Raw genomic sequence first — 26,447 nt, forward strand, 5'->3', positions numbered from 1 at the left:
CGGCATCAGGCAACAATTACAGGCAGACAAGATGAGCAATCCGATTTATTCGCGGCGTGCCTTTACCCTTGGCGCATTGGCTGCGGGCGGCGCATTGGCCGCATGTGGCAATGGCGTGGGCGGGTACGGCTCGCAAACCATTGATGCGCGGGTCAGTGCGACACTGAACGAAATGTACCGCAGCTATCCCAACACCGTACAGCTGGCGCAGAAATCCAACGGCATGCTGGTGATGCCGCTGGTTACCGAGGCAGGTCTTGGTCTGGGCGGGGCCTATGGCCGTGGGGCTTTGCTGATCAATGACACCACAGTCGATTATTATTCCGTCGCCAAAGCCTCCGGCGGATTGCAGATCGGGGCGCAGCAATACGCCCATGTTCTGTTCTTCATGACAGAAGATGCGCTGCTGGGTTTTCGCCGTTCTCCCGGCTGGGCGGCAGGTGCGGACCTTGAATATGTGATCTCTGATCGTGGCGACTCTGTTGAGGCTGCCACCACAACGGCCCTGGCCCCTGTGCTGGCAGCCGTCTTCGGACGTGCGGGCCTGCGCGTGGGTGCCACGCTTGAAGGCACAAAATACACCCGCATCATCCCCTAGCAACAAACGGCGCGCCCTTCCCCAACGGCTTTAAGGGCGCGCCCCGCTCCCCCCTCTTTTTGGCTAAATATACTGTCCGCACTCTCGCCAAACGCCGCCGTCAGAGGCACAGCACCAACGCTCCCCCTTGCTAAAAACCTCCGCCTTCCCCCGCTTTCGCGGATGTACTTTTACATGTTCGCGACATGCGGTATCGACAGAGGATGCAAACCCCCGGTGCCGCGCAGCGCCGGACCCAACCGGAGCACCCTATGGCCCTGATCTTTCGCTGGCTTATCCGTCTTGCCGCCACACTTGTGGTGCTCAGCGTGCTGACGATCACTGTGATATACTGGCTCGCCTCGCGCTCCTTGCCAGATTACACCGATACGGTGCCCGTGCGCGGGCTGACCGCCCCGGTCGAGATCGTGCGTGACAATGCCAATGTGCCGCATATTTTTGGCGAAACCGACGCGGATGTCTTCTTTGGTCTGGGATTCGCCCATGCACAGGACCGCATGTGGCAGATGACCATTCTGCGCCGTACCGCACAGGGCCGCCTCAGCGAGGTTTTCGGGGCTTCGACACTGGATATCGACAAGCTGATGCGGCGGCTGGACCTTTATCCGCTTGCCGTAGAATCCGCCGCTGCATTGGATGCAAAAACCCTTGCTGCGCTTGAAGCCTATGCCGCTGGCGTCAATGCCCGCCTGAACCAGATCAACACCGAAGCTCTGGGACGCGGGGCTCCGGAAATGCTGCTGTTCAATGCACCAATGGCCCCTTGGCGCCCGGCCGATTCCGTGGCCATCACCAAATTGATGGGGGTGCAGCTGTCCGGCCATCTACAGGGTGAAGTGATCCGCGCCCGCACGTCTCTGGCCCTGCCAGATGAGGACAGGGTACGTGACATCCTGCCTGATTTCCCCGGAACCGGTGTTGCCGCCCTGCCGGAATATGCCAGCCTTGCCCCCGGTGTGCGCCGCCATGCGGCAAATATCCCGGTCAACCCACACCCGCTTTCGCCGTTCAAGGACATGGCCTTTGCCGGTGCTTCCAATGCCTGGGCGGCAGCCCCCTCGCGTTCTGCTTCTGGCGGGACATTGCTGGCCAATGATCCACATCTGGGGTTTACCGCCCCTTCGATCTGGTATCTGGCGCGGCTTGATCTGCAATCGGGCGGCGTGATCGGGGGCACCATCCCCGGCATGCCGGTGGTTCTGACCGGGCGCAGCGATGCTTTGGGCTGGGGGCTGACCTCGGCCTATCTGGATGATCAGGATGTCTATATCGAAGAGGTGAACCCCGACAACCGCGAAGAATATCGCACACCGGATGGCTTTAAGGCGTTTAGCAAACGCGCCTCAATCATCACGGTCAAGGACGCGGATCCGGTGACCCTGACCCTGCGCTGGACCGATAACGGGCCGGTGCTGCCCGGGTCACATTATAACCTTGCCAGTATCACGCCGCCGGGCCATGTGACCTCGCTCAACTGGACCGTACTGACGCCGCGCGACACCTCTCTGGCTGCGGCCATGGCCCTGATGGAAGCGAAATCTGTTGAGGAAGGCATCAAGGCCGCCCAACCCTATATCGCCCCGGCACAGAACCTGACGTTGGTTGATCGCGAGAATATCGCGATGAAGATGATCGGTGCCATGCCCCGGCGTGATGCCGGGCACCAAAGCCAAGGGCGTATGCCCGCGCCGGGCTGGATCGCCGCGAACCGCTGGCAGGGCACCCTGCCCTATGCCGCCAATCCCGAATTCGTCGCCCCCGTTGGCGGTATTCTGGGCAATACCAACAATAAAACCGTGGACCGCCCCTTTCCCAATCATGTGTCGTTTCTCTGGGGGGACACCCAGCGGGTGCAACGCTGGCAACGGTTGATGCAAACGCGGCAGGTACATACCCGCGACAGCTTCATCGAGGCGCAGCTGGACACGGTCAGCTTTACCGCCCGTTCGCTGCTGCCGCTGATCGGTGCCGAACTCTGGTTCACCGGCGAGGCCGCACCTGACGGAAGCGCCGAACGTCAACGTCAACGCGCATTGATCCTGCTGGCCGGCTGGTCAGGCGAGATGAACGAACATCTGCCCGAACCGCTGATCTATGCCGCCTGGCTGCGCAGCCTTCAGGCCCGGCTTATTCAGGATGAACTGGGCCCGCTGGCGGCTGAGTTTGACCATGTGCAACCGCTGTTCATCGAACGGGCCTTTCGGAATGTAAATGGGGCCAGCGTCTGGTGTGACGTGCTGCAATCCGCACGTGTAGAGGACTGTGCCGAAATGGCGCGGCTGGCTCTGGATGACGCCCTGTTGTGGATCAATGAAACATGGGGGCCGCAGCTGGAAAGCCTGCGTTGGGGCGATGCCCATCAGGCAACCCATGACCACCCGGTGCTTGGGACTGTGCCGGTGCTGCGCTATTTCGTGAACATCCGCCAGTCGACGTCCGGCGGGGACAACACCTTGCAACGCGGGCGGACCAAGGGTGAAGACCCCGACCCATTCAGCAATGTGCATGGTGCCGGCTATCGTGGCGTGTATGATTTTGCTGACCCGGATTCCTCGGTCTTTGTCAGCTCCACCGGTCAATCCGGCCATTTCCTGTCACGCCATTACGACGATCTGGCGCAGCTGTGGCGGCGTGGAGAATATATCCCGATGTCGCTTGATGCCGATCTGGCCCGCGCCGCCTCTGTCGGAGTGACAACTCTCACCCCGGTTGCCCCATGAACCGCGTTATCCTGTTCAACAAACCTTTTGGCGTATTGTCGCAATTCACCGACAAGGGCACCCAGGGGTCCAACCGCCCGACCCTCTCTGCCTATATCGACCAGCCTGCATTCTATCCCGCTGGCCGGCTGGACCGCGACAGCGAAGGGTTGATGGTGCTGACCGACAACGGAGCGCTACAGGCCCGGATCGCCCATCCGAAATACAAACGCCCCAAAACCTATCACGTGCAGGTCGAGGGCACTGCGGATGCCAAAGCGCTGGATGCCCTGCGTAAGGGCGTGGTGTTGAAAGACGGCAAAACCGCCCCGGCCGAGATCACCCAGATTGATCCCCCGGAAGGTCTGTGGGAGCGTGACCCACCCGTGCGGTTTCGCAAAACCGTGCCGGATGCCTGGTTGCGCATCACCATCCGCGAGGGCCGCAATCGGCAGGTGCGCCGGATGACAGCGCATGTGGGTCTGCCCACCTTGCGGCTGATCCGCGTTCAGATCGGCGATTGGGCACTGAATGACCTGCGCCCCGGTGCCTGGCGCTGGGCCTCGGAAAACGGGGCATAAGACGCCCTTCTCCCGCCTGCCGTGGCAGCACAGCGATCAATGTTTTGACACAGCGCCGTTTTAGCATCCGTACAGGAAACTAGGGTGACTGAAGCATGGCGACCATCTGATCGCGCATAACGAATTTCTGCGGCTTTCCCGTAATGGTCATTGGGATTTCATCCACGATCCTGACATGTTTCGGGATCTTGTAATGTGCGATTTGCCCCTGACAGAACTGTCGAACAGCATCCTCTGGCAGGTCCGTATTTTTCCGCGCAACAACCCAAGCACAGACTTCTTCCCCAAGTTTCTCATGAGGAACACCAAAAACCTGAACCTCTGCGATTTCGGGGTGGCGGAACAGGAATTCTTCAATCTCTCTTGGGTAGATATTTTCACCGCCGCGAATGATCATGTCCTTCACCCGTCCAACAATTGTGCAAAACCCATCGTGGTCAAATGTGGCCAGATCTCCGGTGTGCATCCAACCGTCGATGATCGCCTCTTCGCTGCGTGAATCATCGTCCCAATACCCCTTCATGACGGAATAACCACGCGTACAAAGTTCCCCTTGCCCACCAACCGGCACGATCTGACCCTCGGCATCGATGATCTTGACCTCAAGATGGGGATGGACACGCCCAACCGTCGCACAGCGCTTGTCCGTGGGATCATCGACAAAACTCTGGAATGAAACCGGCGAGGTTTCGGTCATGCCATAACAAATGGTCACATCCTTCATGTTCATCCGAGAATTCACGCGTTCCATCACGTCAATCGGGCATGGGGCACCGGCCATGATGCCCGTGCGCAGGGATGACAGGTCGACGGGGTTTTGCTCAAGTTCTTGCAGCATGGCAACAAACATTGTGGGTACACCATAGACCGCTGTGCAGCGTTCTTTTGACAGTGTTTTTAATGTCCCGGCGGGCTCAAAGGCTTCACCAGGAAAGACCATTGCCGCCCCTTTGCTAACGGCACCGAGCGTGCCCATCACCATCCCGAAGCAATGATATAAAGGGACAGGAATGCACAAACGGTCTGCTTCGGTCAATTTGATCCGCCCGGTGACGAAACCTGCGTTGTTGACGATGTTGTAATGGGACAGCGTTGCCCCCTTTGGCGCCCCGGTTGTTCCTGACGTGAACTGGATGTTAATCGCATCATCCGGGCTAAGCGTGCTTTCGATCACCGACAGGCGCAGTTGTTGCGCAGGGCCGCCGAGTTTTTTCACATCTTCAAACCTGAAAGTACCTGGGGTTTCTTCCGGCCCCATGACAATGACATTTTTTAATGTGGGCAGCTTTGTCGCATTCAGCCGCCCCGGTTCCGTATTTTCCAACTCTGGTGCCAGTTGCTGCACCATTTTCAGATACTCAGAGGATTTAAACCGCCGCGCCAAGACAAGCGCTTTGCAGCCGACCTTGTTCAACGCATATTCGACCTCCGACAGGCGGTAGGCAGGATTGATATTGACCAAGATCAACCCGATGCGCGCAGTTGCAAACTGCGTCAAAACCCATTCGTAGCGGTTGGGTGACCAGATCCCGATGCGATCGCCCTTTTCCAACCCCAAGGCCAGAAAGCCAGACGCCAAGGCATCAACATCTCGGTCGAAATCATAATAGCTCAACCGCTCGCCGGTCTCTTGAAAGAACAAAGCCTCGCGGGGGCCAAACCGGGATACTGTTTCGCGCAGCAATGCCGGGATGGTAATATATCTTAACTCTTGTTCAGTAGAGCCTTTCACATATGATTGCCCATCAGCCGGTGCCAAAGCAGAGGCACCATCAGCTTTGCCTTGAGAGCGTGCAGCTGCGCCAAGCTTATGCGCCAGACTTTCGTTCAGAATTGACATGATGCGCTCCTCACATTGTCCGCCAGTCGTCGCTTTGTTCAAACGCATGCGCCGCCTGATAGATTTTCATCTCGCCGTAGTTCGGTCCAACCAGCATCATGCCAATCGGCAGCCCCTCCAGAAGGCCGCAAGGCACGCTCATCGCGGGCAGCCCACCGTTAAACGGGGCGGTATTTGCGATCATCTCGAATGCGCGCTGAACGTAAAGCGAAATAGAACAATCTGCTGGCGGGATTTGTTGCGGCTTCATCGGAACGGTCGGCATCAGCAAGAGGTCATATTGCTTCAACGCCGCGGCGTATTTTTCGTTCACCTTGCGCATCAGGTTTTGCGCCTTGCCGTAAAACCTGCCGCGATACCGCTCTTGGAAATATTCCCCCAAGAACATGCAAGTCTTCAAAGAATGGCTCAGTTCATCCGGGCGGCTGCGCCACTGCGCCATGTGATCCATCATAGACGGCACAAAGAGGCCGCGATAATTCGTACCGGCCGAATTGCCGTGCATCATATGATCCTGCAAGCCTTCAACCGTGATCGCCGTCCAGCAATCCACGGCCAGCCCATGTTCCGGGACAGAGACCTCATCAACACGCGCGCCCAGTTCGCGAAACCGCTCTGCTGCTGCACGCACTTTCTGATCAACATCGGATTCAGCGGATGGTCCACCAAACCCTTCCTTAAGGATGCCAATGCGCATGCCATGCGCGCCTTTGCCAAGGGCTTCGGTATAACGATAGGTCCGCGGTTTGTATTGACGCGGATCAAGACCGTCCTCACCTGCGAGAATTTCCAGCAACATCGCATTATCCGCGACCGTCTTGGTGACCGGCCCCACGTGGTCGATTGTTTGCTCGATGGGCATCACACCCGAATAAGGCACCAGCCCATGTGTGGCTTTCATACCGTAAACGCCACAGTTGGACGCCGGGATGCGGATGGACCCGCCCTGATCCCCGGCAATGGCCATATCAACCTCGCCCGCTGCGACAAGCGCCGCTGAGCCGCCAGAAGATCCCCCCGCCATATAGCCGCGTTTCCATGGGTTGTGGATTGGTCCCTTGGCATTGGTATGAGAGCCACCGGACAGACAAAAATTCTCGCAATGGGCCTTGCCCGCGATTGTGGCGCCCGCGTCCAGCATGCGCGTGACAATGGTGGCGTCAATCTCTGGGGTATAGCCTTCCATGATTGAAGAGCCGTTCATCATTGGAACACCGGCAAGGCAGATCGTGTCCTTCAGTGCAATACGCTTGCCCCGAAGCGGTCCATCCATCGCGCCTTTCACCTCGGTCTTAACATACCAGGCATTCAAGGCATTGTCAGAGGCATCGGGGAAATGACCGGGCGCACGGGGATATCGCACTTCAGGAAGGTTGTCAGGCAGCGCATCCAGACGATCATATGCCTGTATGTAAGGTTCAATGATCTCGCAATATTCTGAAAGCTCAGCGTCTGTCAGGCTCATTCCGAACCGCTCTGCCATGGTCCGCATCTGACTTAAGGTCGGGCGTTTGATTGTCATATTGGTCACCGCAGGTTGCGATGCATCAGACAAAAGGTCTGAAGGCATCCGTGTTGGGTTGGAAAGTGCCGATGTCGGCGCATCTGTATTGGTTGAGGAGGAAGGTACCGCACTGCCCCGTGTTGAACGCGCAGCACCGAAGCCGAGGAACTGATCGACCTTCGCCTGATCAGAAAGATCGGTTTTAGAAAGCGCGCCGGTGATACGGCCCCGCTCAAGCACCAGCACACGATCAGAAAGGTCCGAGATGAAATCAAAATTCTGCTCGACCAAGAGGATCGATAGCCCCCGCTCATGGCGCAGTTTCAAAAGCGTCTCGGACATCTCTTCAATGATCGAAGGTTGAATGCCTTCCGTGGGTTCATCCAGCAAGAGAAACTCTGGATCGCCCATCAAACACCGCGCCAGCGCCAGCAATTGTTGTTCCCCGCCGGAAAGCGCTCCGCCTTCGCGGTCCAGCAAACGCACCAGTCGTGGGAAATCCTCTAGGACGGCATCGATCACGTCATCTTCACTGCCCCCCGAATAGTCGTGCCACGCAAATCGCAGATTGTCGCGAACAGACAGCTGCGGAAAAATACCGCGCCCCTGAGGAACATAACCGATCCCAAGCCCTGCACGTTCATTCGGTGCCATGCGGGTAATCTCTGTCCCATGAAACCGGATCGTTCCAGAGGTCGCGGGCAAAAACCCCATCGCAGTCTTCAAAAGCGTGGACTTCCCCATGCCGTTATGGCCAAGAATGCCAACGACTTCATTTTCGCCGATCTGGAAATCAATGCCGTGCAATACAGGCACTTTGCCATATCCGCCTGACAGGCTTTTGACTTCGAAAAGGGCGGCGCGGTCTTCTTGTTTCATCAGGCGTTCTTTCCAAGATAGACATTGCGGACCACCGGATCAGACATGACCTTGTCGACATGGTCCTCCATCAACAAAGCGCCCTGATGAAACACCGTGACCGTTGAGGCGATGGAGCGGATAAATTGCATGTCATGTTCAACGATAACGACGGCGGCAGTGCGGGTCAGCTCGTGGATGATTTCGCTCATGCGTTCGACATCTTCGGCGCTCATGCCTGCGGCGGGTTCGTCAAGAAGAACAAGCCAGGGGTCAGCAACCGCCACCAAGCCAAGCTCTACCCGCTGGCGTTCCCCATGCGCCAGACGGCCCAGATCGGCCTTGGCAATCGGTCCCAGGCGCAAACGGTCGATGATATCACTGGTTTTTGTATTTGCCTCACGTGTCGGCATGAAACGCCGTGCGGCCATCCAGATGTTTTCAAACACCGACAGCGCATCCATCACATTTGGCACCTGCGTTTTGATGCCGACGCCCAATGCGGCAATCTCATGCGGGTGCCAACCTGTGGTGTCCTGCCCCCGCATAAAAACCTTACCTTCGGTTGGTGTATGAAGCCCGGTAACGCATTTGAAAAAGGTCGATTTGCCCGCCCCATTAGGCCCAATCAGACAGCGCAGCTCGCGCGCTTTTAGTATGAAATCAACGTTGTCGGATGCAACCACGCCGCCAAAGCGTTTGGTTAGCCCTTCGGTTTCGAGAACAATCTCAGCCATATGTACCTCCGGCCTGCCGGGAACCACGCCGGTGGCGACGGTTCCTTGATGCGCGTTTTGCAAAACTTACAGACCAAAGCGATGTCACTGCCGGCACGATTCCTTTGGGCAGAAACAGAACGAACAACACGAGAATGATCCCTGTGATCAAGGTGTTATCGATCAGCGTTTGCTGCCCAAGTGCGAACTTCAGATAGGCCAGCCCGGCAGCGCCAAGAATGGGGCCAAAACGCGTACCCAGCCCGCCAACGATGCACCAGATGATGATCTCGGCGGATTGGCCAAGGCTGAACAGACCGGGGGTCACAATCTCCCCCCAGTTCGCAAAGAACCCGCCTGCCAGACCGGCAATTCCCGCCCCTATTGCAAAGAGGGCCGTCTTGCGCGCACGCACGTCATACCCCATCAGGGACACGCGGGTTTCATTCTCCCGAATACCAACCGCGATGCGCCCGAAAGGTGTGCGCAACAACCAGGTGATAAAGAAAAACACCATGATCAGCGCGACGGCACTGACATAATACAGCGCATCACCCCAGATATAACTGTCAGGTTGTCCGGGGACGTTCAATGTGTGGAAACCGGGAATGCCATTGAAGCCACCCAATCTGGCCTCGCCAATCTTATATTGCGGACCTGCTGTGGAATTCACAAATTTGAACAGGATCAAGGTCACCACCAAAGTGATAACACCCAGATATACATCCGTCAGACGTCCGTAGAACATCATCGCCCCCAGAAGGGCAGCAAACAGGGCCGGAACAAAGACCGCCAGCAGCATTGGAACGGTGCTTTCGCCGATATTGATCGCAGCAACGGCATATGTATATGCCCCAAGCCCGAAGAACGCGGCCTGCCCAAAGCACAGGATGCCGCCAAACCCCCAGATCAGCCCAAGACTGAGCGCCAGCATGCCGTAGATGACGAGAACCGTAAGCGTATAGGTGCTGATCAACATCGGCATGACAAACAACAGCAAGACAGCAAAGATCAAAGCCGCAACATCGCCTTTTCCCCAAGTAAGCGACATTACATCTTCCCCTTAAAAAACTTGCCGGTCACACCCTGTGGCAACAGGCGCAGCAGGATCACGGCGGCGATAAGAAGGGCGACTTCTCCGATCACAGGCGAGATCGCGAATGTGAAGATTTGATTGACCAGCCCAAAGAGGCCCGAACTGGTGACCAATCCTGTGATCAGGGCCGGGCCGCCGGCAATCACTGTGATGAAGGCTTTTGCGATATAGATCCCGCCGGATGTAGGGACGAGGCCAACCAAGGGTGCCAAAACAGCACCGGCAAGCCCGGACAATGCAGATCCGCAAAAGAAGGTCGCCATATAGATGCGATCAGGACTGTATCCAAGGGCCGCAGCAATGTCGGAACGCTGCATCGTTCCCCGTGCGGTCAGCCCGGCCCGCGTTGTTTTCAGCAGGGCATAAATGCCCACGAGCAAGCAGATAGTGATGAAAATGACAAAGAAGTTGTAGCCGTTGATCTGGTAATTTCCAACGGTAAACCCCTTGATCGGTGTGGTGATGCTTGTGGTGGTATTGCCAAAAATCATCGTCACCATACCGATGAAAAACAGGCTAAGCCCCCAAGTCGCCAACATCGTATCGACCAGACGGCCATAGAGATGGCGAATGACCAACCGCTCAACGAGCAACCCAATCAGGCCAACAACAAGCGGCGCGATGATCAGCATGGCAACAAAGACATTCACACCAAGGTTCACCGCTGTGATGGTCGCATAGCCGCCCATCATCATAAATTCACCATGCGCAAGGTTGATCACTTTCATCATCCCGAACACCACGGCCAGACCAACACTGATAAGAGCCAATGAGGCGATGGCGTAGAGAATTTCCACCAATATGACGAATGACAGATCCATGAAGGCTCACATGCTTTTGGGAATGCCGGGGACCACCCGCAGCATAGGGGGATTTGAAGGGCCACCCCGTAAGGCAGCCCGTTGAGATCACGACCGCAAGGGTTTAGATTTCGATCTCATATTGGGTATTGTCGTCCGGATTGGCTTCCAGATCGCAGACCGCTTGTGTATCAATCGGCTGCCGTTGCGGGAGCGTTTCGATCACCTTCATCTGCTGGTCCTGAATTTCCATCACATGAACATCAAGGACCGCGTGATGTGTCTTGGGGTCCACGGTCACAACGCCGCCGGGACCCGTGATCGAAATACCGGTTTCCAGCGCTTCGATGATCGCGTCACGCTCAAGCGACCCCGCTTTGCGTACCCCTTCTGCCCAGGTCAGGATCCCGTGGTAGTTGGATACCGCAATTTCATGCATGCTTTGATCGCCGTCATTGGCAGCGGCCCAGGCCTCTTTGAAGGCATTGTTTTCTGGCGTGTCCAATTCTTGCGAATAGTTGTAGGCCACCATGATCCCGTTGCCCTCTTCAGGGGTCAGCACCTTGTGCTCATTGCCAACGCCCAGTGTCGTCGACGCCAAGGGAATACGATCCTTCATGCCAGCGGCAGCCCACTGCCGGAAGAATGACAAATGATTACCCCCGACAAGTGGTGCGATCACCAGATCAGGTGCGGCCGTCTGGATCTTGGCAATGGTTGAGCCAAAGTCGGCGACATCCAGCGGGAAGAAATCCACGCCGACGGTCTCGCCACCATTGTCGGCCACGAACTTTTGAATCCAGTTCGCCATATACTGTCCGTAGTTATAGTCAGCCGCAAGAATATAGACCTTTTTGCCCGATTTACCCATCGCATAAGGTACCAATGCCTCTACTTGCTGCGCTGGTGTCACACCGTTGATAAAGATATTGCGATCACAGACACCACCCTCGTAAAGCACGTTATAAAAGTAGAGCGTTTGCGACCTGCGCATGGTTTGACGGATCGCCTCGCGGGAGGCGGACAGAATACCGCCATGGACCACGTCAACCTGATCCTGTCGCGTAATCTGTTGGCCATATTGCGTATAAAGCGCCATGTCCGACTGCGTGTCATAGGAAACAACTTCGACCTGCTTGCCCAGCAAACCACCGTCAGCGTTGATCTGGCTCACCGCCAGACGCATCGCCATGTCCATCGGTTTGCCATAGGCGTCAAAAGGGCCGGAAGTATCCAGAATGGACCCCAATTTGATGGCATCAGCAGCCAGTGCGAAGCTTGGCAACATGGCGGCACCGGACAATGCAGCGCCTGTTCCCAGAAATTTACGTCGATTGAATGTAGTCATATTTCCCTCCACGCATGGCTCCCCACCATGCTCTGTTGATTGCATCGTTTATTTTTTGTCGTCTTTCGCCTTGATGCGATTGGCGTAATCGGCTGTGCGGCCAGCAATATTCGGATCGAAATCAAGGCCGATTTCCTCTCCCATCTGCTTCATCGCGGGCAAACGGACGGCCATGCCCAGGATCTGATCCATTGCAGAGCCAAAGGCGCTGTCACTGCTGCCCTCCCCCGATGGCCCTGCCTGCATGCCTGTCCCGCCGATATGGTTGATTTTAATCGAGTCGATCTTTTCCACCGGCTTCATCATCTGCGTCATGATCTCCGGCATCCGGTCGAGCCGCTTTTCTTCCAAGCGCATTCCGACAAGTGCATCGCTCATGGTGTTTTCTGCCTCGATCAGAGCAGTCTTACCCTTCGCAGCAGCTTCGGATTTCGCCAGTTCAGCAGCAGCCAGCGTTTTGGCGGCTTCGGCCTCTGCTTTGGTTTTAAGGGCCAATGTCTCGGCATCGCTCTTGGCCTGTGCAGTGCTCAGTTCGATTTCTTTGGCCAGCTTCAATCCGGCCGTCTCATGTTCACGGCGGGCTACGGCTCTTTCTTTCTGTGCCTGAACATCTTCGGCTGCCAAAAGCACCGCAACCCGCGCCGTTTCCTCGGCAGCCTGTGTCTTGAATTCCGCAGTGCGCAATTGCGCCAGCTTCGTATCATTTGCGATCTTGGTTTCTTCCAGTGCAAGGATCGCGGCCATTTCGGTACGGCGCAACGCTTCGTCATTGGCGACCTTTTCAGCTTCGATACGTTTCAAAGACGTCAGCCTTTGCTGTTCGATCAGAAGGTCGGCTTCCGATTTTGCCGCTTCTTTTTTGGCGCGCGATTCTGCCTCAAGCCGCTCGATGGTTTCCTGTTGCGCAATTGTTGCCTCGCGCTCTGTACGGTCGATTTCCAGCTGACGCTGATGTTTGGCAAGGCCGCTTTCCCGCACCGCGATATCGGTTTCGGTCTCGATACGAACCCGCGCGCGGCGTTGTTCCGAAACAAGTTCTGCGTGACGCCGCAAACCTTTGGCAGCAAATGCGTTTTGCTCGTCCAACTGTGACAGATCACTTTGATCAACACGAATCAAAGATGCCGAAATAAGTGACAGACCAAATTGCGCCGCTTTTTTTGCCACTGCGGCTTCGACTTCTGATGTGAAACTTGCGCGGTTCGAATGCAGCGCATCAAGGGACCGCGTTGCCGCCGCATTCTGCATCGCATCGAGCAAAGAGCCATTCAAAAGCTCTTCGATGGCATCACCACCCCGCTCCACCCTCGACCCCAATGCCTGAGCGGCGGTTGCCACGGCCTCATCAGTGCCTTCCACCCGGAATTCAAACTCCATCGCAACATCCGCGCGCAGCTGATCTTCGGTCAGCAAGCCCTCGCGGCCTTTGCGTTCGGCTGAGAATGTCACTGCCCCCATCATCACACGCTGCACCTGATGCAGAATTGGAAGGGCGATGCAGCCGCCGTTTAACACAACTTTCCGACCACCGAGGCCGGTCCGTACCAAAGCGGAGTTCAGCGTGGCTTTTGCATAAAATTTTTGGAGAAACCAAATGCCAAGCAAGATGACAATGGCCAACACAATGATGGAAAAAACCCAGATCAAAGCTACCCTCCCAAGCAGACAAGAATTTGGGATCGCGCTCATCAGTGTGGCAACAAGTCCCTTTCACTTAGGCTTGCCGAGTTTTGTTTCCAATTCAAGTATTTTATTTTCCAATTCAAATAAAATACTTAACTATCTGAAATTATAGTTTTTTAATGATCCTGAATAGGGCACCATCCGCTTTCGCCAGATAAATAGGTGCCACACCAAGCGGCTGTTCCGCCTTGTTGGGACGTCGAACAGAGTCGAAGCTGATCGCGCCTGAGCAACGACTGTCCTTGTCGCTCCAGTCGTCTTTATGCATGGTCATGAGACCTGCAAGGAACTGCACACCTTCATAGGTAGACTGGCCAAGCGAATTCAAGGCCGGCGCGGTTTCTCCATGAATCGCATAATACCTTTCACGGAAGTTTTCGTTTTCAGGTGTCGACAGCGCCCCGAAGTATGATGAGGCCGAGTAGAGCTCTTTAAGGTTGTCCTCTCCACTTGCTAACAGACCATTTTCCTCAATCGCACATGAAAACCGGATCATGCGTTCATGCATCCCCGCCTCACCAAAGGCGCGGTTGAAGGTGATGGCATCCTGCCCAACCAGCGAAATCAATACCGCCTCGGCGTCGGTTTCAGCAATCTCTGCAACAAGCCCGGACATGTCGTTCACCCCGAAGGGCATATATTTTTCAAACGAGATCCGGGCAGACATCTGCGAGAGTTTTTCTGCGGCATAGGTATTGGATGAACGTGGCCACACATAATCATTGCCGACAAGTGCCCAGTTCTTGATGTTCATATCATTGCAGAAATGTTCAAGTGCCGGCCCGAGTTGACGGTCCGGCGTGTCGCCGATGGCGAAAATACCCTTGGTATTCTCCCCCCCTTCATAGAGCGGCGTATAGATATAAGGCACGCGTTGGCGCACAATCTTGCTGAGGTTCTGACGCACGGCACTGATATGCATGCCGACAATCGCATCAATCGCGCGAACCTCAATCAGAGAGTTGATGACTTCCTCGACCGGGGTTTGCGCCTCAAGTGCTGAATCAATCATGATCAACTCTATCGGGCGACCGTTTATCCCGTCTTTCGCATTCAACTGCGCAACGGCCACCTGCGCGCTTGAGATACAGGAAGGTGCCCAAAGCCCTGCAGAACCACACATTGGGATCAGCAACCCGATACGAAACGTGCCTCGCGGAAAGTCCGCAAGCTTGCCCTCGATCTCACTGAGCTCGCTCGGCACGATCACCTTGGACAAGCTTGGACCGATTGAGGATGTGTTAGAAGCGGCCAACATGACTGCCAAAGTGCATTGAAAATACTTTCCAAGTCAACTATTTCTATCCACAACCACCAGAGGATCAGAGCTGCAATGTCAAAATCAAACCCTGTTCAATCCTATTTGTCCTATTCACTCGCAACAGCGCATCGCAAAGTGCATGGGTCACTCAGCAGGAGATTGAAGGAATTTAACGTTCAGGTTGAGGCCTGGCGGGTGATGGAAATTCTTGAGAGTGGAACAGACATGACAATGGGCGATCTTGCCGAAGCGGTGCTGATGAACCCGCCCACATTGACAAAACTAGTGGATCGTATGGTCTCTGATGGCATCGTGCACCGCCGTATGGCCAGCATTGATCAAAGGCAGGTGAACCTTGTGCTTACCGATCTGGGACAGAAACGTGTTGGTCAAATTCGCGAACAAGCCAGACTCGAAGATGACGAAATCCTGGATAAGATCGGGGTTGAGAATGCCGATCTGCTACATCGGATTCTGGGCGAGCTTGTAAAATAGTCGATTGTGCCAATGCACTGATAGAGGCGTAAAACCCTCTGACGTCTTACACCGAGAGATGAGAAAAGCCGCCGAAGGGGTCTTCGGCGGCTTTTGTTTTTCCAAAAAAACGGCTGGCGTTATCCGGCAGCTTGCGCGCGCTGCTGGTCCCGGCGGGCGCTCAACTCTTCCGCAACAAGGAAGGCCAGTTCAAGCGACTGGCTGGCGTTCAGGCGCGGATCGCAGGCCGTGTGATAGCGATCTGACAAATCCTCGTCAGAGACGGCACGCACGCCACCGGTGCATTCGGTCACATCCTGCCCTGTCATCTCGAAATGCACACCGCCGGGGACTGTGCCCTCTGCCGCATGCACGCCAAAGAACTCGCGGACTTCGCGCAGCACGGATTCGAAAGGCCGCGTTTTGTAGCCGGTCGAGGATTTGATCGTGTTGCCGTGCATCGCGTCACAGGTCCAGACCACATTGGCCCCTTCTTCCTGTACCGTTTTGATCAGACGAGGCAGGTTATCCCCCACCGCCCCGGCACCGAAACGCGCGATCAGGGTCAGACGCCCCTCTTCGTTTTGCGGGTTCAGTTTGGCCATCAGCAGTTTCAGATCCTCGGCTGTCATGCTGGGTCCGCACTTCAGGCCAATCGGGTTCATCACACCCGAAGCAAATTCCACATGTGCGCCATCCGGCTGACGTGTGCGGTCGCCGATCCAGATCATATGGCCGGACCCCGCGAGCCATTTGCCGGTCATACTGTCCTGACGGCACAGCGCCTCTTCATATTCCAGCAACAGCGATTCATGGCTGGTATAGAATTCCACCGATTGCAGCGTATGCGCGGTGTCGGAATTCACACCGGCGGCGGACATGAAATCAAGCGTATCGGAAATCCGGTTGGCAATCTCCCGGTACTTCGCGGCCTTTTCCCCATCGGTAAAGCCCAGCGTCCAGCCATGTACCTGATGCACATCGGCGTAACCACCAGTCGAGAATGCCCGCAACAGGTTCAGCGTGGCCGCCGCCTGCGTGTAGGCGCGCAGCATTTTCTCCGGATTCGGAATGCGCGCATCGGCGGTGAAATCCAGATCGTTGATGATGTCACCGCGGTAGCTGGGCAGTTCCACACCATCGACGGTTTCGGTATTTGCCGAGCGCGGTTTCGCAAATTGGCCAGCCATCCGGCCCAGCTTGATCACCGGCACCTTGGCACCATGGGTCAAGACAATCGCCATCTGCAACAGCACTTTGAAAGTGTCACGAATCGCATCCGAGCTGAACTGCTCAAAGCTTTCAGCGCAATCGCCGCCCTGCAACAGGAATGCTTCGCCGCGTCCCGCTGCTGCAAGATGCCGCTTCAGCCGGTTCGCCTCGCCGCCAAAAACCAAGAGTGGATAACGTGCAAGCTGTGCCTCTACGGCATTCAGGGCCGCTTGATCAGGATAGTCAGGCATCTGGATTCGCGGTTTATTGCGCCAGCTTGATTTACTCCACTTGGTCATGGTCATTTCTCCGGTCAAAGCGCTGACTGTCAGCGCTCTCAAGGTCTTTTCTATACAAAACACAGTGCGCAGTGACCAGAACCCATTTACGACCTCTTGACGCCGCCCTTTGACCATGGGCAGGGTTCCGGTCAGGTTCAAATGCAATTTCGTTTTTGGGCATCGTTTCCACTTCCATCGAAGGACGCTCTATGTCCGCACCCCTCTCTGCCACCCGCGTTCCAATCGATACTGAAAAACCGCGCCGGTTCGTTTTTGTCTTGCTGGATCAGTTCAGTCTGCTGTGTTTTGCCACAGCGGTCGATAGCCTGCGGATCGCCAACCGGATGGCAGGCAAGACCGTCTATACCTGGATCGCGATGGGTGAAGGTGGCGAAACCATATCCTGTTCGGCCGGATCGGTGTTTCAGCTGGACGATGATCTGGGTGAACTGCTGCGGGATGACACAATTCTGGTCTGCGGCGGTATGGACGTGCAGGACGCGACCAGCAAAAAGGTACTGGGCTGGCTGCGCCGCGAGGCCCGCAAAGGGCTGGTTGTGGGCGGCTTGTGTACGGCGGCCTATACTTTGGCCAAGGCCGGTCTTCTGGACGGCAAACGCGCAACCATCCACTGGGAAAATCAGGACAGCTTTGCCGAGGAATTTCAAGAGGTTGACCTGACCAAATCGGTCTTTGTGGTGGATGGCAACCGGCTGACCACTGCCGGTGGCACGTCATCGATTGATCTGATGCTGAAACTGATTGCCGATGATCAGGGCGAGGAACTGGCCAATGCTGTGGCGGATCAGCTGATCTATTCATCCATCCGCACCGATCAGGATACCCAGCGCCTGTCCGTCCCGACCCGCATCGGAGTGCGCCATCCCAAGCTGTCACAGGTCATTCAGATGATGGAAAACAACATCGAGGAACCGATCAGCCCCTCGCTGCTGGCCAAGGATGTCGGCATGTCCACGCGCCAGCTGGAACGGCTCTTCCGCCGTTACCTGAACCGCTCTCCCAAACGCTATTATATGGAACTGCGCCTGCAAAAGGCGCGCAACCTGTTGATGCAGACCGATATGAGCGTGATCAACGTGGCTCTAGCCTGCGGCTTTGCCTCTCCGTCGCATTTCTCCAAATGCTACCGGGCGCATTATGAAACGACCCCATACCGCGAGCGCGGGTCTCATGCCGCGCGGCTGTCAATTTAGAAACGATAGCTATGGCAGCTGTCCCAATATGGACAGGTTACCCGCACCTTAAAGCCAAAGGGTCACCTTGCGAAACAAGGTGACCCTTTGGCGGTTTATCCTTTGGGCTCTGATACAGCGGCCCCTCGGGCCCCGATTGCCCTAGCAAACAGCCACTTGTTTCGCGCGCAGCATGTCAAAGGTTTTCTCCGCCCCCTTCTGATCCGCTGACAAGACGCCTGCCCGGACAATCTCAACCTCATATCCCCGGTGCCGCGCAGCAAGTGCGGTCTTTGCAACGCAATAATTTGCATCCAGCCCGACAATTCGCAATTTGCCAACGTCCAGCTCTTCAAGAACCCGGTCAAGCTCCTTGGTTTCAAACCCGTCCTGCACACGTTTTACCAGAATGTGATCAGCCACATCCTTAAATGGCGCTGCCAATTCTGTGCCTGTGGTACCCGCAACCGCCTGACCTTTCATCAGCAGCTTGGCCACAGCTTTGGTCGAGGGAATCGACCATTCCTGACGCAGCGCAATCACCGGCATGCCATTTGCCCGCGCGGCATCAACCTCTGCCAGTACCTGACGTTTCGCCTCGTCCTTATCCGCCTCGGTGAAATATCCGGCGTCCCAAAAGACGGTTTGCAGATCAACCAGTAGCAAGGCTGTTCCGGCCCTTGCGCCAATGGGATCACCCGCACTGACGGCACCGATCTTGCGAATGCCATTGATAAACCAAAGAAGGACGCCAAGCGCGGCCAAAGCGGGAATGATCCAGAACATCTTAGGTATCTCCTATTTCTGATTTCAGTTTTTCGATCAGGCTTGTGACCACCTTCAGGGCGGCTTCAACATCCCCCGGGTCGACCTCTGCGCCAATCGAGCTGACAAGCGCCATTTCACGCCCAACCGCCGCCTCAACCAGCGCACGACCTTTTTCCGTCAAGGCAATCATGGTGGAGCGCTTGTGGCGCGGGTTGGGCTGCTTACTGGTTAACCCCTCCGCGAGGGTCTCATTCACCATCAGTTGAACGTATTGGCGCTTTATCTCCAGCTTATTGGCAAGTTCGGGGACCGTTGCCGCACCGTTTGCCAACAGGATCTCCAGAACAGCGCGGGTTCGGACGGTCAGCCCGGTCCCCTCAAGCCCGCTTTCCACAACGGCCTCCGTTGCCTGCATCAAAGGCCGCGACATCCACAAAAGTGTATAAAGTTGTTTGGCATCATTCATGACAATGTAGATGTCATAATGACATCCACATTGTCAACATTGATCAAGGCCCCGTTTAACGGTGATGGTGACGATTTTATCTGGCGATCCGGTACACCGCCCCATCGCTGACCGAAATAAACCAGATGGATCCATCCGCCGCCTCGACGATATCGCGCACACGACCTGTTTCTGACGTTTTGATCTGTTCGACCTCGCGCAAAGGCGAACCGGATAACCGGCTGATATAATCGTATTTCAACGAGCCCACAAAAATATCACCCTTCCAATCCGGGAACATCTTGCCGGAATAGACGAGCAAACCGGAGGGGGCGATGGAAGGATCCCAGTAAAATGCAGGCTGTTCCATCCCCGCCTTCGCTGTGCCCTCGCCGATTTTCGCCCCAGAATAGTGACGCCCGTAAGAAATCACCGGCCAGCCAAAGTTTGCGCCCCGTTTTACAGCGTTCACCTCATCACCGCCGCGCGCGCCATGTTCCGACGCCCAAAGGTTACCTGCCAGATCAAGCGCCGCCCCTTGCGGGTTGCGATGCCCATAGGACCAGATTTCAGGCAAACCGCCGCCCTGCACAAAGGGATTGTCGCGCGGGATACTGCCATCACGGCCGACACGGATGACAGCACCGTTGTGGCGGGTCAGATCTTGCGCCGCTGGCCGGTCGCCACGGTCGCCGATGGTCATGAACAGGTTCCCGTCCCGCGCCTCAACCACGCGGCTGCCGAAGTGACGCCCGCCCCGGCTGCCCGGTTTCATTGCAAATATCTCTTGCAGATTTTGCAGCTTGCGTGCGCCCGTCGGGAAAACCGCGGTGCTTAGGGCTGTGCCGCTGCCGCCCCCGGGCTGGCGCTTGGCATAGGTCAGGTAAACCATGCGGCTGCGAGCAAAATCATTGGCCAAGGTGATGTCCAGCAAGCCACCCTGCCCGTTTGCCGCCACCCTCGGCACGCCGGTGACCTTGGTGTTTTCACCACCAACGGCGTGAATCAACGTCCCCCCTCTTTCAGTGATCAAAGCCCCCCCTTCGGGCAAGGGTGCCACCGCCCAAGGTGTGTCCAGCCCACGCGCAACGGGCGCGACTGTCCAATTTCTCTGGCTTGCCGCCGGAAGAGCCGTCAAAATCAGAAAACAGGCTGCCCCGAGGACATTTGGCAATTTCACATCGAATTTCATGATATTTCTCCTGTTCGAAAACCTGATTTCAGGAAATATGACTTAGGCAGCTAAAAAACGCCACGGCAAACCTAATCCTGCCCCCCGCATGTCGCTTCTGTTGAGGAAAAACACCTTTTCTTTTCAACAGGTGCCGCTTACGCTCTTTTGCGAACATCAAGTTCCAACAAGGGAGTTACCACATGAAAAAGATGCTTATGGCCACAACGGCTGCGGCTCTGGTTGCAACGGGCGCAATGGCTGACGGCCACGCCAAAGAAGTCAAACTTGGCGTGATCTTCGGCTTTACCGGCCCGATTGAATCGCTGACCGGCCCGATGTCTGCGGGTGCCGAAATGGCAATGAAAGAAGTCACCGACAGCGGTATGTTCATGGATGGGGCCAAGGTCACCTCTGTGCGCGCTGATTCCGGTTGTATCGACAACGGTATGGCGGTTGCTTCTGCCGAACGTCTGATCGCGGAAGGCGTCAGCGGCCTTGTCGGCGCAGATTGTTCCGGCGTGACCGGTGCGGTATTGCAGAACGTCGCCATTCCAAACGGCATGGTGATGATTTCTCCCTCCGCAACCTCCCCCGGCCTGACCACCATGGAAGACAACGGCTTGTTCTTCCGCACATCCCCATCCGACGCCCGTGAAGGCGAAGTCATGGCGGAGATTCTGGTTGAGCGTGGCGTGAAATCCATCGCCTTGACCTACACCAACAACGACTACGGCAAGGGTCTGGCTGACGCGATTGAATCCTCATTCAAAGCGGTTGGTGGCGAAGTCACCATCGTAGCGGCGCATGAAGACGGCAAAGCCGACTATTCCGCCGAAGTTGGCGCACTGGCATCTGCCGGTGGTGATCTGCTGGTTGTTGCGGGCTACCTTGACCAAGGTGGTGCGGGCATCATCAAATCCGCGCTGGACGCGGGCGCGTGGGAAACATTCGGCCTGCCCGGTGGCATGATTGGTGAAAACCTGCCGAAAACCATCGGTCCTGACCTGAACGGCTCTTACGGCCAGATCGCAGGCTCACAGGGTGACGGCATCGACAATCTGGTCAAAATGGTCGACGGCGCATTTGATGCGACATCGCCTTACACACCAGAGTCCTATGACGCAGCGGCATTGTTCCTGCTGGCCATGCAAGCGGCCAACTCGACCGATCCGGCTGACTATAAGGATGAAATCCTGAACGTTGCCAACGCGCCCGGTGAAAAGATCTATCCCGGCGATCTGGGCAAAGCGCTTGAGCTGATCAAAGCCGGCACAGACATCGACTATGTTGGTGCTTCTGCGGTTGAACTGATCGGCCCCGGTGAATCAGCGGGTACTTACCGTATGATCGAGGTCAAAGACGGGAAGAACGAAACAATTGGCATGAAATAAGCCAACTGGAACACTTGGATACAGCCTGCCCTTGGGCGGGCTGTATCTGCATATATAAGATCGAAAAGATCAGCGCCCAACGTGGCGCAAACGGGGAAGTTACATATGGTGCACTCGGATGAGCACATGATCGTCGTTGACGATCTGCACAAGCATTTTGGCGGTTTCCATGCGGTGGATGGAGCCAGCCTGTCGATTGATCGCGGGTCGATCACCGGATTGATCGGACCTAACGGCGCGGGAAAGACCACACTTTTCAATGTGATCGCAGGCGTTCTTAATCCCACCAGCGGCAAAGTCTATATGGATGGCGAGGACATTTCAGGCCTGCCGCCACATACGTTGTTTCACAAGGGGCTGCTGCGGACCTTTCAGATCGCGCACGAGTTTCACTCCATGTCCTGCCGCGAAAACCTGATGATGGTGCCCGGCGGCCAATCGGGCGAAACCCTGTGGAACACATGGTTTGGTCGCAAACGCATCGCGGATGAGGAACGCGCACTCAAGGCAAAAGCCGATGAGGTGCTGGAGTTCCTGACAATCGAACATCTGACACATCAGAAAGCCGGGCAGATTTCCGGCGGGCAGAAAAAGCTGCTTGAGCTGGGGCGTACTATGATGGTGGATGCCAAGATCGTGTTCCTTGATGAGGTTGGTGCCGGTGTGAACCGCACGCTGCTCAACACCATTGGCGACGCGATCATCCGTCTGAACAAGGAACGCGGTTACACCTTTGTTGTCATTGAACACGACATGGATTTCATTGGCCGCCTGTGTGATCCGGTCATCTGTATGGCCGAAGGCCGGGTTCTGGCGCAGGGCACCCTTGCCGAAATCAAGGCCAATGAACAGGTGATCGAGGCCTATCTGGGCACTGGCCTGAAGAACAAGGACAAGGTGGGCGCATGACCCGCCCTCGTCATTTCCTTACGATACTCAAGAAAAGAGACGCGTAGCATGAGCGATCCGTATGGCGACCGCGGCAACAAAGATCTGTCGATTGGCAACCCCAAGGGCATGGGCTCTGAAATTCCACAACGCAGCGGCACCAGTTTTGCCGCCCCCGGCGGGCCCTTCCTGATTGGTGATGGCATGACCGCAGGATACGGTCAGGGACCGGACATCCTGCATGACTGCACCATTGCTGTAGACAAGGGCGAGATTGCGGTGATTGTCGGCCCCAATGGCGCAGGCAAATCGACGGGCATGAAAGCGGTCTTTGGCATGCTTGACATGCGCAAGGGCCACGTGCGGCTGGACGGCGAGGACATCACCGATCTTTCCCCACAGGACCGTGTGGCCAAAGGCATGGGCTTTGTGCCGCAGACCTCTAACATCTTTACCTCAATGACGGTGGAAGAGAACCTTGAGATGGGTGCGTTTATCCGCACCGATGATTTCTCCGACACAATGGCGCAGGTTTACGATCTGTTTCCAATCCTGAAAGACAAACGGTTCCAGCCTGCGGGTGAACTGTCCGGTGGGCAGCGACAGCAGGTTGCCGTGGGCCGTGCGCTGATGACCCAACCCAAGGTTCTGATGCTGGATGAGCCAACGGCGGGTGTCTCGCCAATTGTGATGGACGAGCTGTTTGACCGGATCATCGAGGTGGCCCGCACCGGCATCCCTATTCTGATGGTGGAACAGAACGCCCGCCAAGCGCTTGAGATTGCAGACAAAGGTTATGTTCTGGTGCAAGGCGCAAATGCCTATACCGGGACCGGCAAGGAATTGTTGGCTGATCCTGAAGTGCGCAAATCGTTTTTGGGGGGCTGAGAATGCGGATATTTATATGCGCCGGCCTGCTGGCCGGCCTTGCGGTCGCCGCACAGGCACAGGACGCCGGTTTCAGGATCGAATGCGATTTTGCGAAACTGGTCAAGGACAGCGGCACAGGGGTCACCACCTCTGATCCCCGCTCTGCCCTTGCATTGGTGACCGAAGCCACCCCTGAAAAATTGATCGCAACCAAAGCCTCTGGCACCGTGGAACTAACGGGTGAAGACGGTACGCGCTATTTCCTCAGCCGTCTGGGCGGGGAATTGAACGTACAGCTGGTTGCCGTTTTCCCTGATGGGCGTGCTGTTCAAACACAAATTTTCGACGAAAATCCTCTGGGTGTCATATCCCAGGTCGGGTCCTGCGAGGTGACAGAATAATGGATCTTCTCAACGCACTTATTGCTTTCCTGAACTACGTCTTTATCCCCGGCGTGGCCTATGGATCGCAGCTGGCCCTTGGCGCATTGGGCGTCACGCTGGTCTATGGCATCCTGCGGTTTTCCAACTTTGCCCATGGCGACACCATGGCTATGGGGGCGATGGCGACGGTTCTGATGACCTGGCTGTTCCAGTCCTGGGGCATCTCGCTGGGGCCACTGCCCACGGCGCTGCTCGCCCTGCCTTTCGGCATCCTGTTCACCATTGGCCTGCTGCTGTTCACCGACCGCACGGTCTATCGGTTTTATCGGGTGAAAAAGGCCAAGCCGGTTATTCTGGTGATCGTTTCACTGGGCATCACCTTTATCTACAACGGGGTAACGCGGTTCATCATCGGGGCCGATGACCAGAACTTCTTTGATGGGGAACGGTTTATCATCTCGGCACGGGATTTCAAAAAAGCCACGGGCCTCGCGGAAGGGCTGTCGTTCAAAACCACACAAGGCATCACCATTGTCACCGCCATCATCGTTGTGGCCCTGCTGTTCTGGTTCCTGAACAAGACGCGGGCCGGCAAATCGATGCGCGCCTATTCAGACAATGAGGATCTGGCGCTGCTGTCGGGCATCAACCCTGAACGGGTGGTGATGATCACATGGATGATTGTGGCGACGCTCGCGACCATTGCTGGGGTGCTTTACGGCTTGGACAAATCGTTCAAACCCTTCACCTATTTCCAATTGCTGCTGCCGATCTTTGCCAGTGCCATTGTTGGTGGTCTGGGCAACCCACTGGGGGCCATTGCGGGTGGTTTTGTCATCGCCTTTTCCGAAGTCACGATCACCTATGCGTGGAAGAAAATTCTGGTCTATCTGATGCCGGAAAGCCTTGAGCCAAGCGGCCTCGTGCAACTTCTCAGCACGGATTACAAGTTTGCCGTCAGTTTTGTGATCCTTCTCATTGTATTGCTGTTCAAACCAACCGGCCTATTCAAGGGGCAATCCGTATGACCGAGACCGTACGAAATACACTGTTATTTGGCGTCATCGCCGTCTTGATCCTTTTTGTGGGCTTTCAGCAAAGCTGGAACTCGGCCTTGCTGATCATTGCCATGGGTCTGATTTCCAGCATCATGGCCTTGGGTGTGAACCTGCAATGGGGTTTTGCCGGGCTGTTTAATGTGGGCATCATGGGGTTTGTTGCCCTTGGCGGTCTGGCCGCGGTGCTGATCGGGATGCCCCCCACCGAAGGCGCTTTTGCTGCCGGTGGTGTTGGCGTGATCGTGGCCCTTTTGATGGGGGCGGGCACCATTGTGCTGGCGATTGTGATCATGCGCCGGATGCAAGGCGGCTGGATGCGTAATCTGTCGGTGATTGCGGTGCTGGTCGCGGGGTTCTTTATCTTCCGTGCGCTGCTCGATCCATCTGTGGCGCGGATTGAAGAGATCAACCCGGCGCAGACCGGCTATCTGGGGGGGCTGGGCCTGCCGGTGCTTCTGGCCTGGCCTGTGGGCGGCTTGTTTGCGGCGGCTGCGGCCTGGGTCATTGGCAAGACGGCACTTGGCCTGCGCTCTGACTATCTGGCCATTGCAACCCTGGGCATTGCCGAGATCATCATTGCAGTCATGAAGAACGAAGACTGGCTGACGCGCGGCGTAAAAAACGTGATTGGTGTGCCCCGCCCGGTTCCCTATGAGATTGATCTGCAAAACAATCCCGCCTTTGTGGAACGTGCTGCCAATCTGGGCTTCGACCCGGTGGAAGGGTCCACGCTTTATGTGAAAATGCTGTATATCCTGTTGTTTGCGGCTGTGCTGCTTTTGCTGATGTGGATGTCACAGCGTGCCTTGCATTCGCCCTGGGGCCGGATGCTGCGCGCCATCCGCGACAATGAGGTTGCCGCCGAAGCCATGGGCAAGGATGTGACCGCGCGACATTTACAGGTCTTTGTTCTGGGTTCCGCGATCTGTGGCATTGCCGGGGCGATGATGACCACAATTGACGGGCAGTTGACCCCGGGCACTTATCAGCCGCTGCGTTTCACCTTCCTGATTTGGGTGATGGTAATCGTTGGTGGATCGGGGAACAATCTGGGTGCTGTGCTGGGTGGGTTCCTGATTTGGTTCCTCTGGGTGCAGGTGGAACCGATGGGGCTTTGGCTGATGAACACAATCACGGCAGGCATGGCCGAAGGTTCGCCCCTCAAGGACCATCTGATCGAAAGCGCCGCGCATATGCGGCTGTTGACCATGGGTATGGTCTTGCTCTTGGTGCTGCGGTTCAGCCCGCGCGGATTGATCCCCGAAAAATAGGCGCGCCATCGCCAACGGGCGGTGGGCTCCGGGAGTGCGGACAGTATATAGGGCG

General features: G+C 56.3%; 23 protein-coding genes. 11 read left to right on the plus strand and 12 right to left on the minus strand.

The features are described from left to right. Window positions 1-31 precede the first annotated feature (31 nt). The 3 genes from QQL78_RS07390 (at window position 32) to QQL78_RS07400 (ending at window position 3,878) form a co-directional block, all read left to right on the plus strand. A complete protein-coding gene (locus QQL78_RS07390) occupies window positions 32-598 on the plus strand; it encodes a lipid-binding SYLF domain-containing protein (protein WP_284372065.1) in 567 nt (188 codons plus the stop codon). Window positions 599-849: 251 nt separating this feature from the next. After that, on the plus strand, window positions 850-3,318 hold the full coding sequence (locus QQL78_RS07395) for a penicillin acylase family protein (RefSeq protein WP_284372067.1): 2,469 nt from the start codon (window positions 850-852) through the stop codon (window positions 3,316-3,318). Then, the gene (locus tag QQL78_RS07400) at window positions 3,315-3,878 is read left to right on the plus strand and encodes a pseudouridine synthase (RefSeq protein ID WP_284372069.1); all 564 of its coding nucleotides are present in this window, start codon (window positions 3,315-3,317) and stop codon (window positions 3,876-3,878) included. The genes QQL78_RS07395 and QQL78_RS07400 overlap by 4 nt, the downstream gene beginning before the upstream one ends. Window positions 3,879-3,957: 79 nt before the next feature. On the opposite strand, the gene QQL78_RS07405 is transcribed toward QQL78_RS07400, so the two are convergent. The 8 genes from QQL78_RS07405 to QQL78_RS07440 all read right to left on the minus strand — a co-directional run bounded on the left by QQL78_RS07405 (window position 3,958) and on the right by QQL78_RS07440 (window position 14,981). Continuing rightward, window positions 3,958-5,718, minus strand: coding sequence for an AMP-binding protein (locus QQL78_RS07405; protein WP_284372071.1), 1,761 nt, complete (start codon window positions 5,716-5,718; stop codon window positions 3,958-3,960). Window positions 5,719-5,728: 10 nt separating this feature from the next. Continuing rightward, window positions 5,729-8,101, minus strand: coding sequence for an amidase (locus QQL78_RS07410; RefSeq protein ID WP_284372073.1), 2,373 nt, complete (start codon window positions 8,099-8,101; stop codon window positions 5,729-5,731). Next, a complete protein-coding gene (locus QQL78_RS07415) occupies window positions 8,101-8,817 on the minus strand; it encodes an ABC transporter ATP-binding protein (protein ID WP_284372075.1) in 717 nt (238 codons plus the stop codon). Before QQL78_RS07415 ends, QQL78_RS07410 begins: the two co-directional genes overlap by 1 nt. Further along, on the minus strand, window positions 8,810-9,847 hold the full coding sequence (locus tag QQL78_RS07420) for a branched-chain amino acid ABC transporter permease (protein ID WP_284372077.1): 1,038 nt from the start codon (window positions 9,845-9,847) through the stop codon (window positions 8,810-8,812). The genes QQL78_RS07415 and QQL78_RS07420 overlap by 8 nt, the downstream gene beginning before the upstream one ends. Beyond that, entirely contained in the window at window positions 9,847-10,713 is an 867-nt protein-coding gene (locus QQL78_RS07425) for an ABC transporter permease subunit (RefSeq protein WP_284372080.1), read from the minus strand. The genes QQL78_RS07420 and QQL78_RS07425 overlap by 1 nt, the downstream gene beginning before the upstream one ends. A gap of 103 nt (window positions 10,714-10,816) precedes the next feature. Next, window positions 10,817-12,040, minus strand: a complete 1,224-nt coding sequence (locus QQL78_RS07430) for an urea ABC transporter substrate-binding protein (protein ID WP_284372082.1) — start codon at window positions 12,038-12,040, stop codon at window positions 10,817-10,819. Between the two features lie 48 nt (window positions 12,041-12,088). Continuing rightward, window positions 12,089-13,687 (minus strand): flotillin domain-containing protein, encoded by a 1,599-nt coding sequence (locus tag QQL78_RS07435; RefSeq protein WP_284372084.1) that lies wholly within the window; start codon window positions 13,685-13,687, stop codon window positions 12,089-12,091. Between the two features lie 142 nt (window positions 13,688-13,829). After that, a complete protein-coding gene (locus QQL78_RS07440; protein WP_284372086.1) occupies window positions 13,830-14,981 on the minus strand; it encodes a substrate-binding domain-containing protein in 1,152 nt (383 codons plus the stop codon). Window positions 14,982-15,056: 75 nt separating this feature from the next. Here QQL78_RS07440 and QQL78_RS07445 point away from each other — a divergent pair, with 75 nt between their 5' ends. Then, the gene (locus QQL78_RS07445; RefSeq protein ID WP_284372088.1) at window positions 15,057-15,479 is read left to right on the plus strand and encodes a MarR family winged helix-turn-helix transcriptional regulator; all 423 of its coding nucleotides are present in this window, start codon (window positions 15,057-15,059) and stop codon (window positions 15,477-15,479) included. A 119-nt stretch (window positions 15,480-15,598) separates the two neighbouring features. On the opposite strand, the gene QQL78_RS07450 is transcribed toward QQL78_RS07445, so the two are convergent. After that, window positions 15,599-16,969 carry a class II 3-deoxy-7-phosphoheptulonate synthase gene (locus QQL78_RS07450; RefSeq protein ID WP_284375489.1) on the minus strand — a complete coding sequence of 457 codons (1,371 nt, stop codon included), beginning with the start codon at window positions 16,967-16,969 and terminating at the stop codon, window positions 15,599-15,601. A gap of 191 nt (window positions 16,970-17,160) precedes the next feature. Between QQL78_RS07450 and QQL78_RS07455 the strand changes: the two genes are divergently transcribed. Continuing rightward, window positions 17,161-18,165 (plus strand): GlxA family transcriptional regulator, encoded by a 1,005-nt coding sequence (locus tag QQL78_RS07455; RefSeq protein ID WP_284372090.1) that lies wholly within the window; start codon window positions 17,161-17,163, stop codon window positions 18,163-18,165. Between the two features lie 141 nt (window positions 18,166-18,306). On the opposite strand, the gene QQL78_RS07460 is transcribed toward QQL78_RS07455, so the two are convergent. The 3 genes from QQL78_RS07460 to QQL78_RS07470 form a co-directional block, all read right to left on the minus strand. Beyond that, on the minus strand, window positions 18,307-18,930 hold the full coding sequence (locus QQL78_RS07460) for a cysteine hydrolase family protein (protein WP_284372092.1): 624 nt from the start codon (window positions 18,928-18,930) through the stop codon (window positions 18,307-18,309). Window position 18,931: 1 nt separating this feature from the next. Next, window positions 18,932-19,378: a MarR family winged helix-turn-helix transcriptional regulator gene (locus QQL78_RS07465; protein ID WP_284372094.1), complete on the minus strand. Its 447-nt coding sequence runs from the start codon at window positions 19,376-19,378 to the stop codon at window positions 18,932-18,934. A 76-nt stretch (window positions 19,379-19,454) separates the two neighbouring features. Then, window positions 19,455-20,549, minus strand: a complete 1,095-nt coding sequence (locus tag QQL78_RS07470) for a PQQ-dependent sugar dehydrogenase (protein ID WP_284372096.1) — start codon at window positions 20,547-20,549, stop codon at window positions 19,455-19,457. Window positions 20,550-20,731: 182 nt separating this feature from the next. Here QQL78_RS07470 and QQL78_RS07475 point away from each other — a divergent pair, with 182 nt between their 5' ends. The 6 genes from QQL78_RS07475 (at window position 20,732) to QQL78_RS07500 (ending at window position 26,392) form a co-directional block, all read left to right on the plus strand. Then, window positions 20,732-21,922, plus strand: a complete 1,191-nt coding sequence (locus QQL78_RS07475) for an ABC transporter substrate-binding protein (protein WP_284372098.1) — start codon at window positions 20,732-20,734, stop codon at window positions 21,920-21,922. 126 nt (window positions 21,923-22,048) lie between these two features. After that, window positions 22,049-22,831, plus strand: a complete 783-nt coding sequence (locus QQL78_RS07480) for an ABC transporter ATP-binding protein (RefSeq protein ID WP_284372100.1) — start codon at window positions 22,049-22,051, stop codon at window positions 22,829-22,831. A 48-nt stretch (window positions 22,832-22,879) separates the two neighbouring features. Further along, complete coding sequence (locus QQL78_RS07485; protein WP_284372102.1) at window positions 22,880-23,698, plus strand: ABC transporter ATP-binding protein; 819 nt, start codon at window positions 22,880-22,882, stop codon at window positions 23,696-23,698. Window positions 23,699-23,700: 2 nt separating this feature from the next. Next, a complete protein-coding gene (locus tag QQL78_RS07490; RefSeq protein ID WP_284372104.1) occupies window positions 23,701-24,081 on the plus strand; it encodes a hypothetical protein in 381 nt (126 codons plus the stop codon). Further along, entirely contained in the window at window positions 24,081-25,091 is a 1,011-nt protein-coding gene (locus tag QQL78_RS07495; protein ID WP_284372106.1) for a branched-chain amino acid ABC transporter permease, read from the plus strand. Before QQL78_RS07490 ends, QQL78_RS07495 begins: the two co-directional genes overlap by 1 nt. Beyond that, window positions 25,088-26,392, plus strand: a complete 1,305-nt coding sequence (locus QQL78_RS07500; RefSeq protein ID WP_284372108.1) for a branched-chain amino acid ABC transporter permease — start codon at window positions 25,088-25,090, stop codon at window positions 26,390-26,392. The genes QQL78_RS07495 and QQL78_RS07500 overlap by 4 nt, the downstream gene beginning before the upstream one ends. The last annotated feature ends 55 nt before the right edge of the window (window positions 26,393-26,447 follow it).

Origin of the sequence: Sulfitobacter pacificus (genome assembly GCF_030159975.1) — a bacterium.
GTDB lineage: Bacteria > Pseudomonadota > Alphaproteobacteria > Rhodobacterales > Rhodobacteraceae > Sulfitobacter > Sulfitobacter pacificus.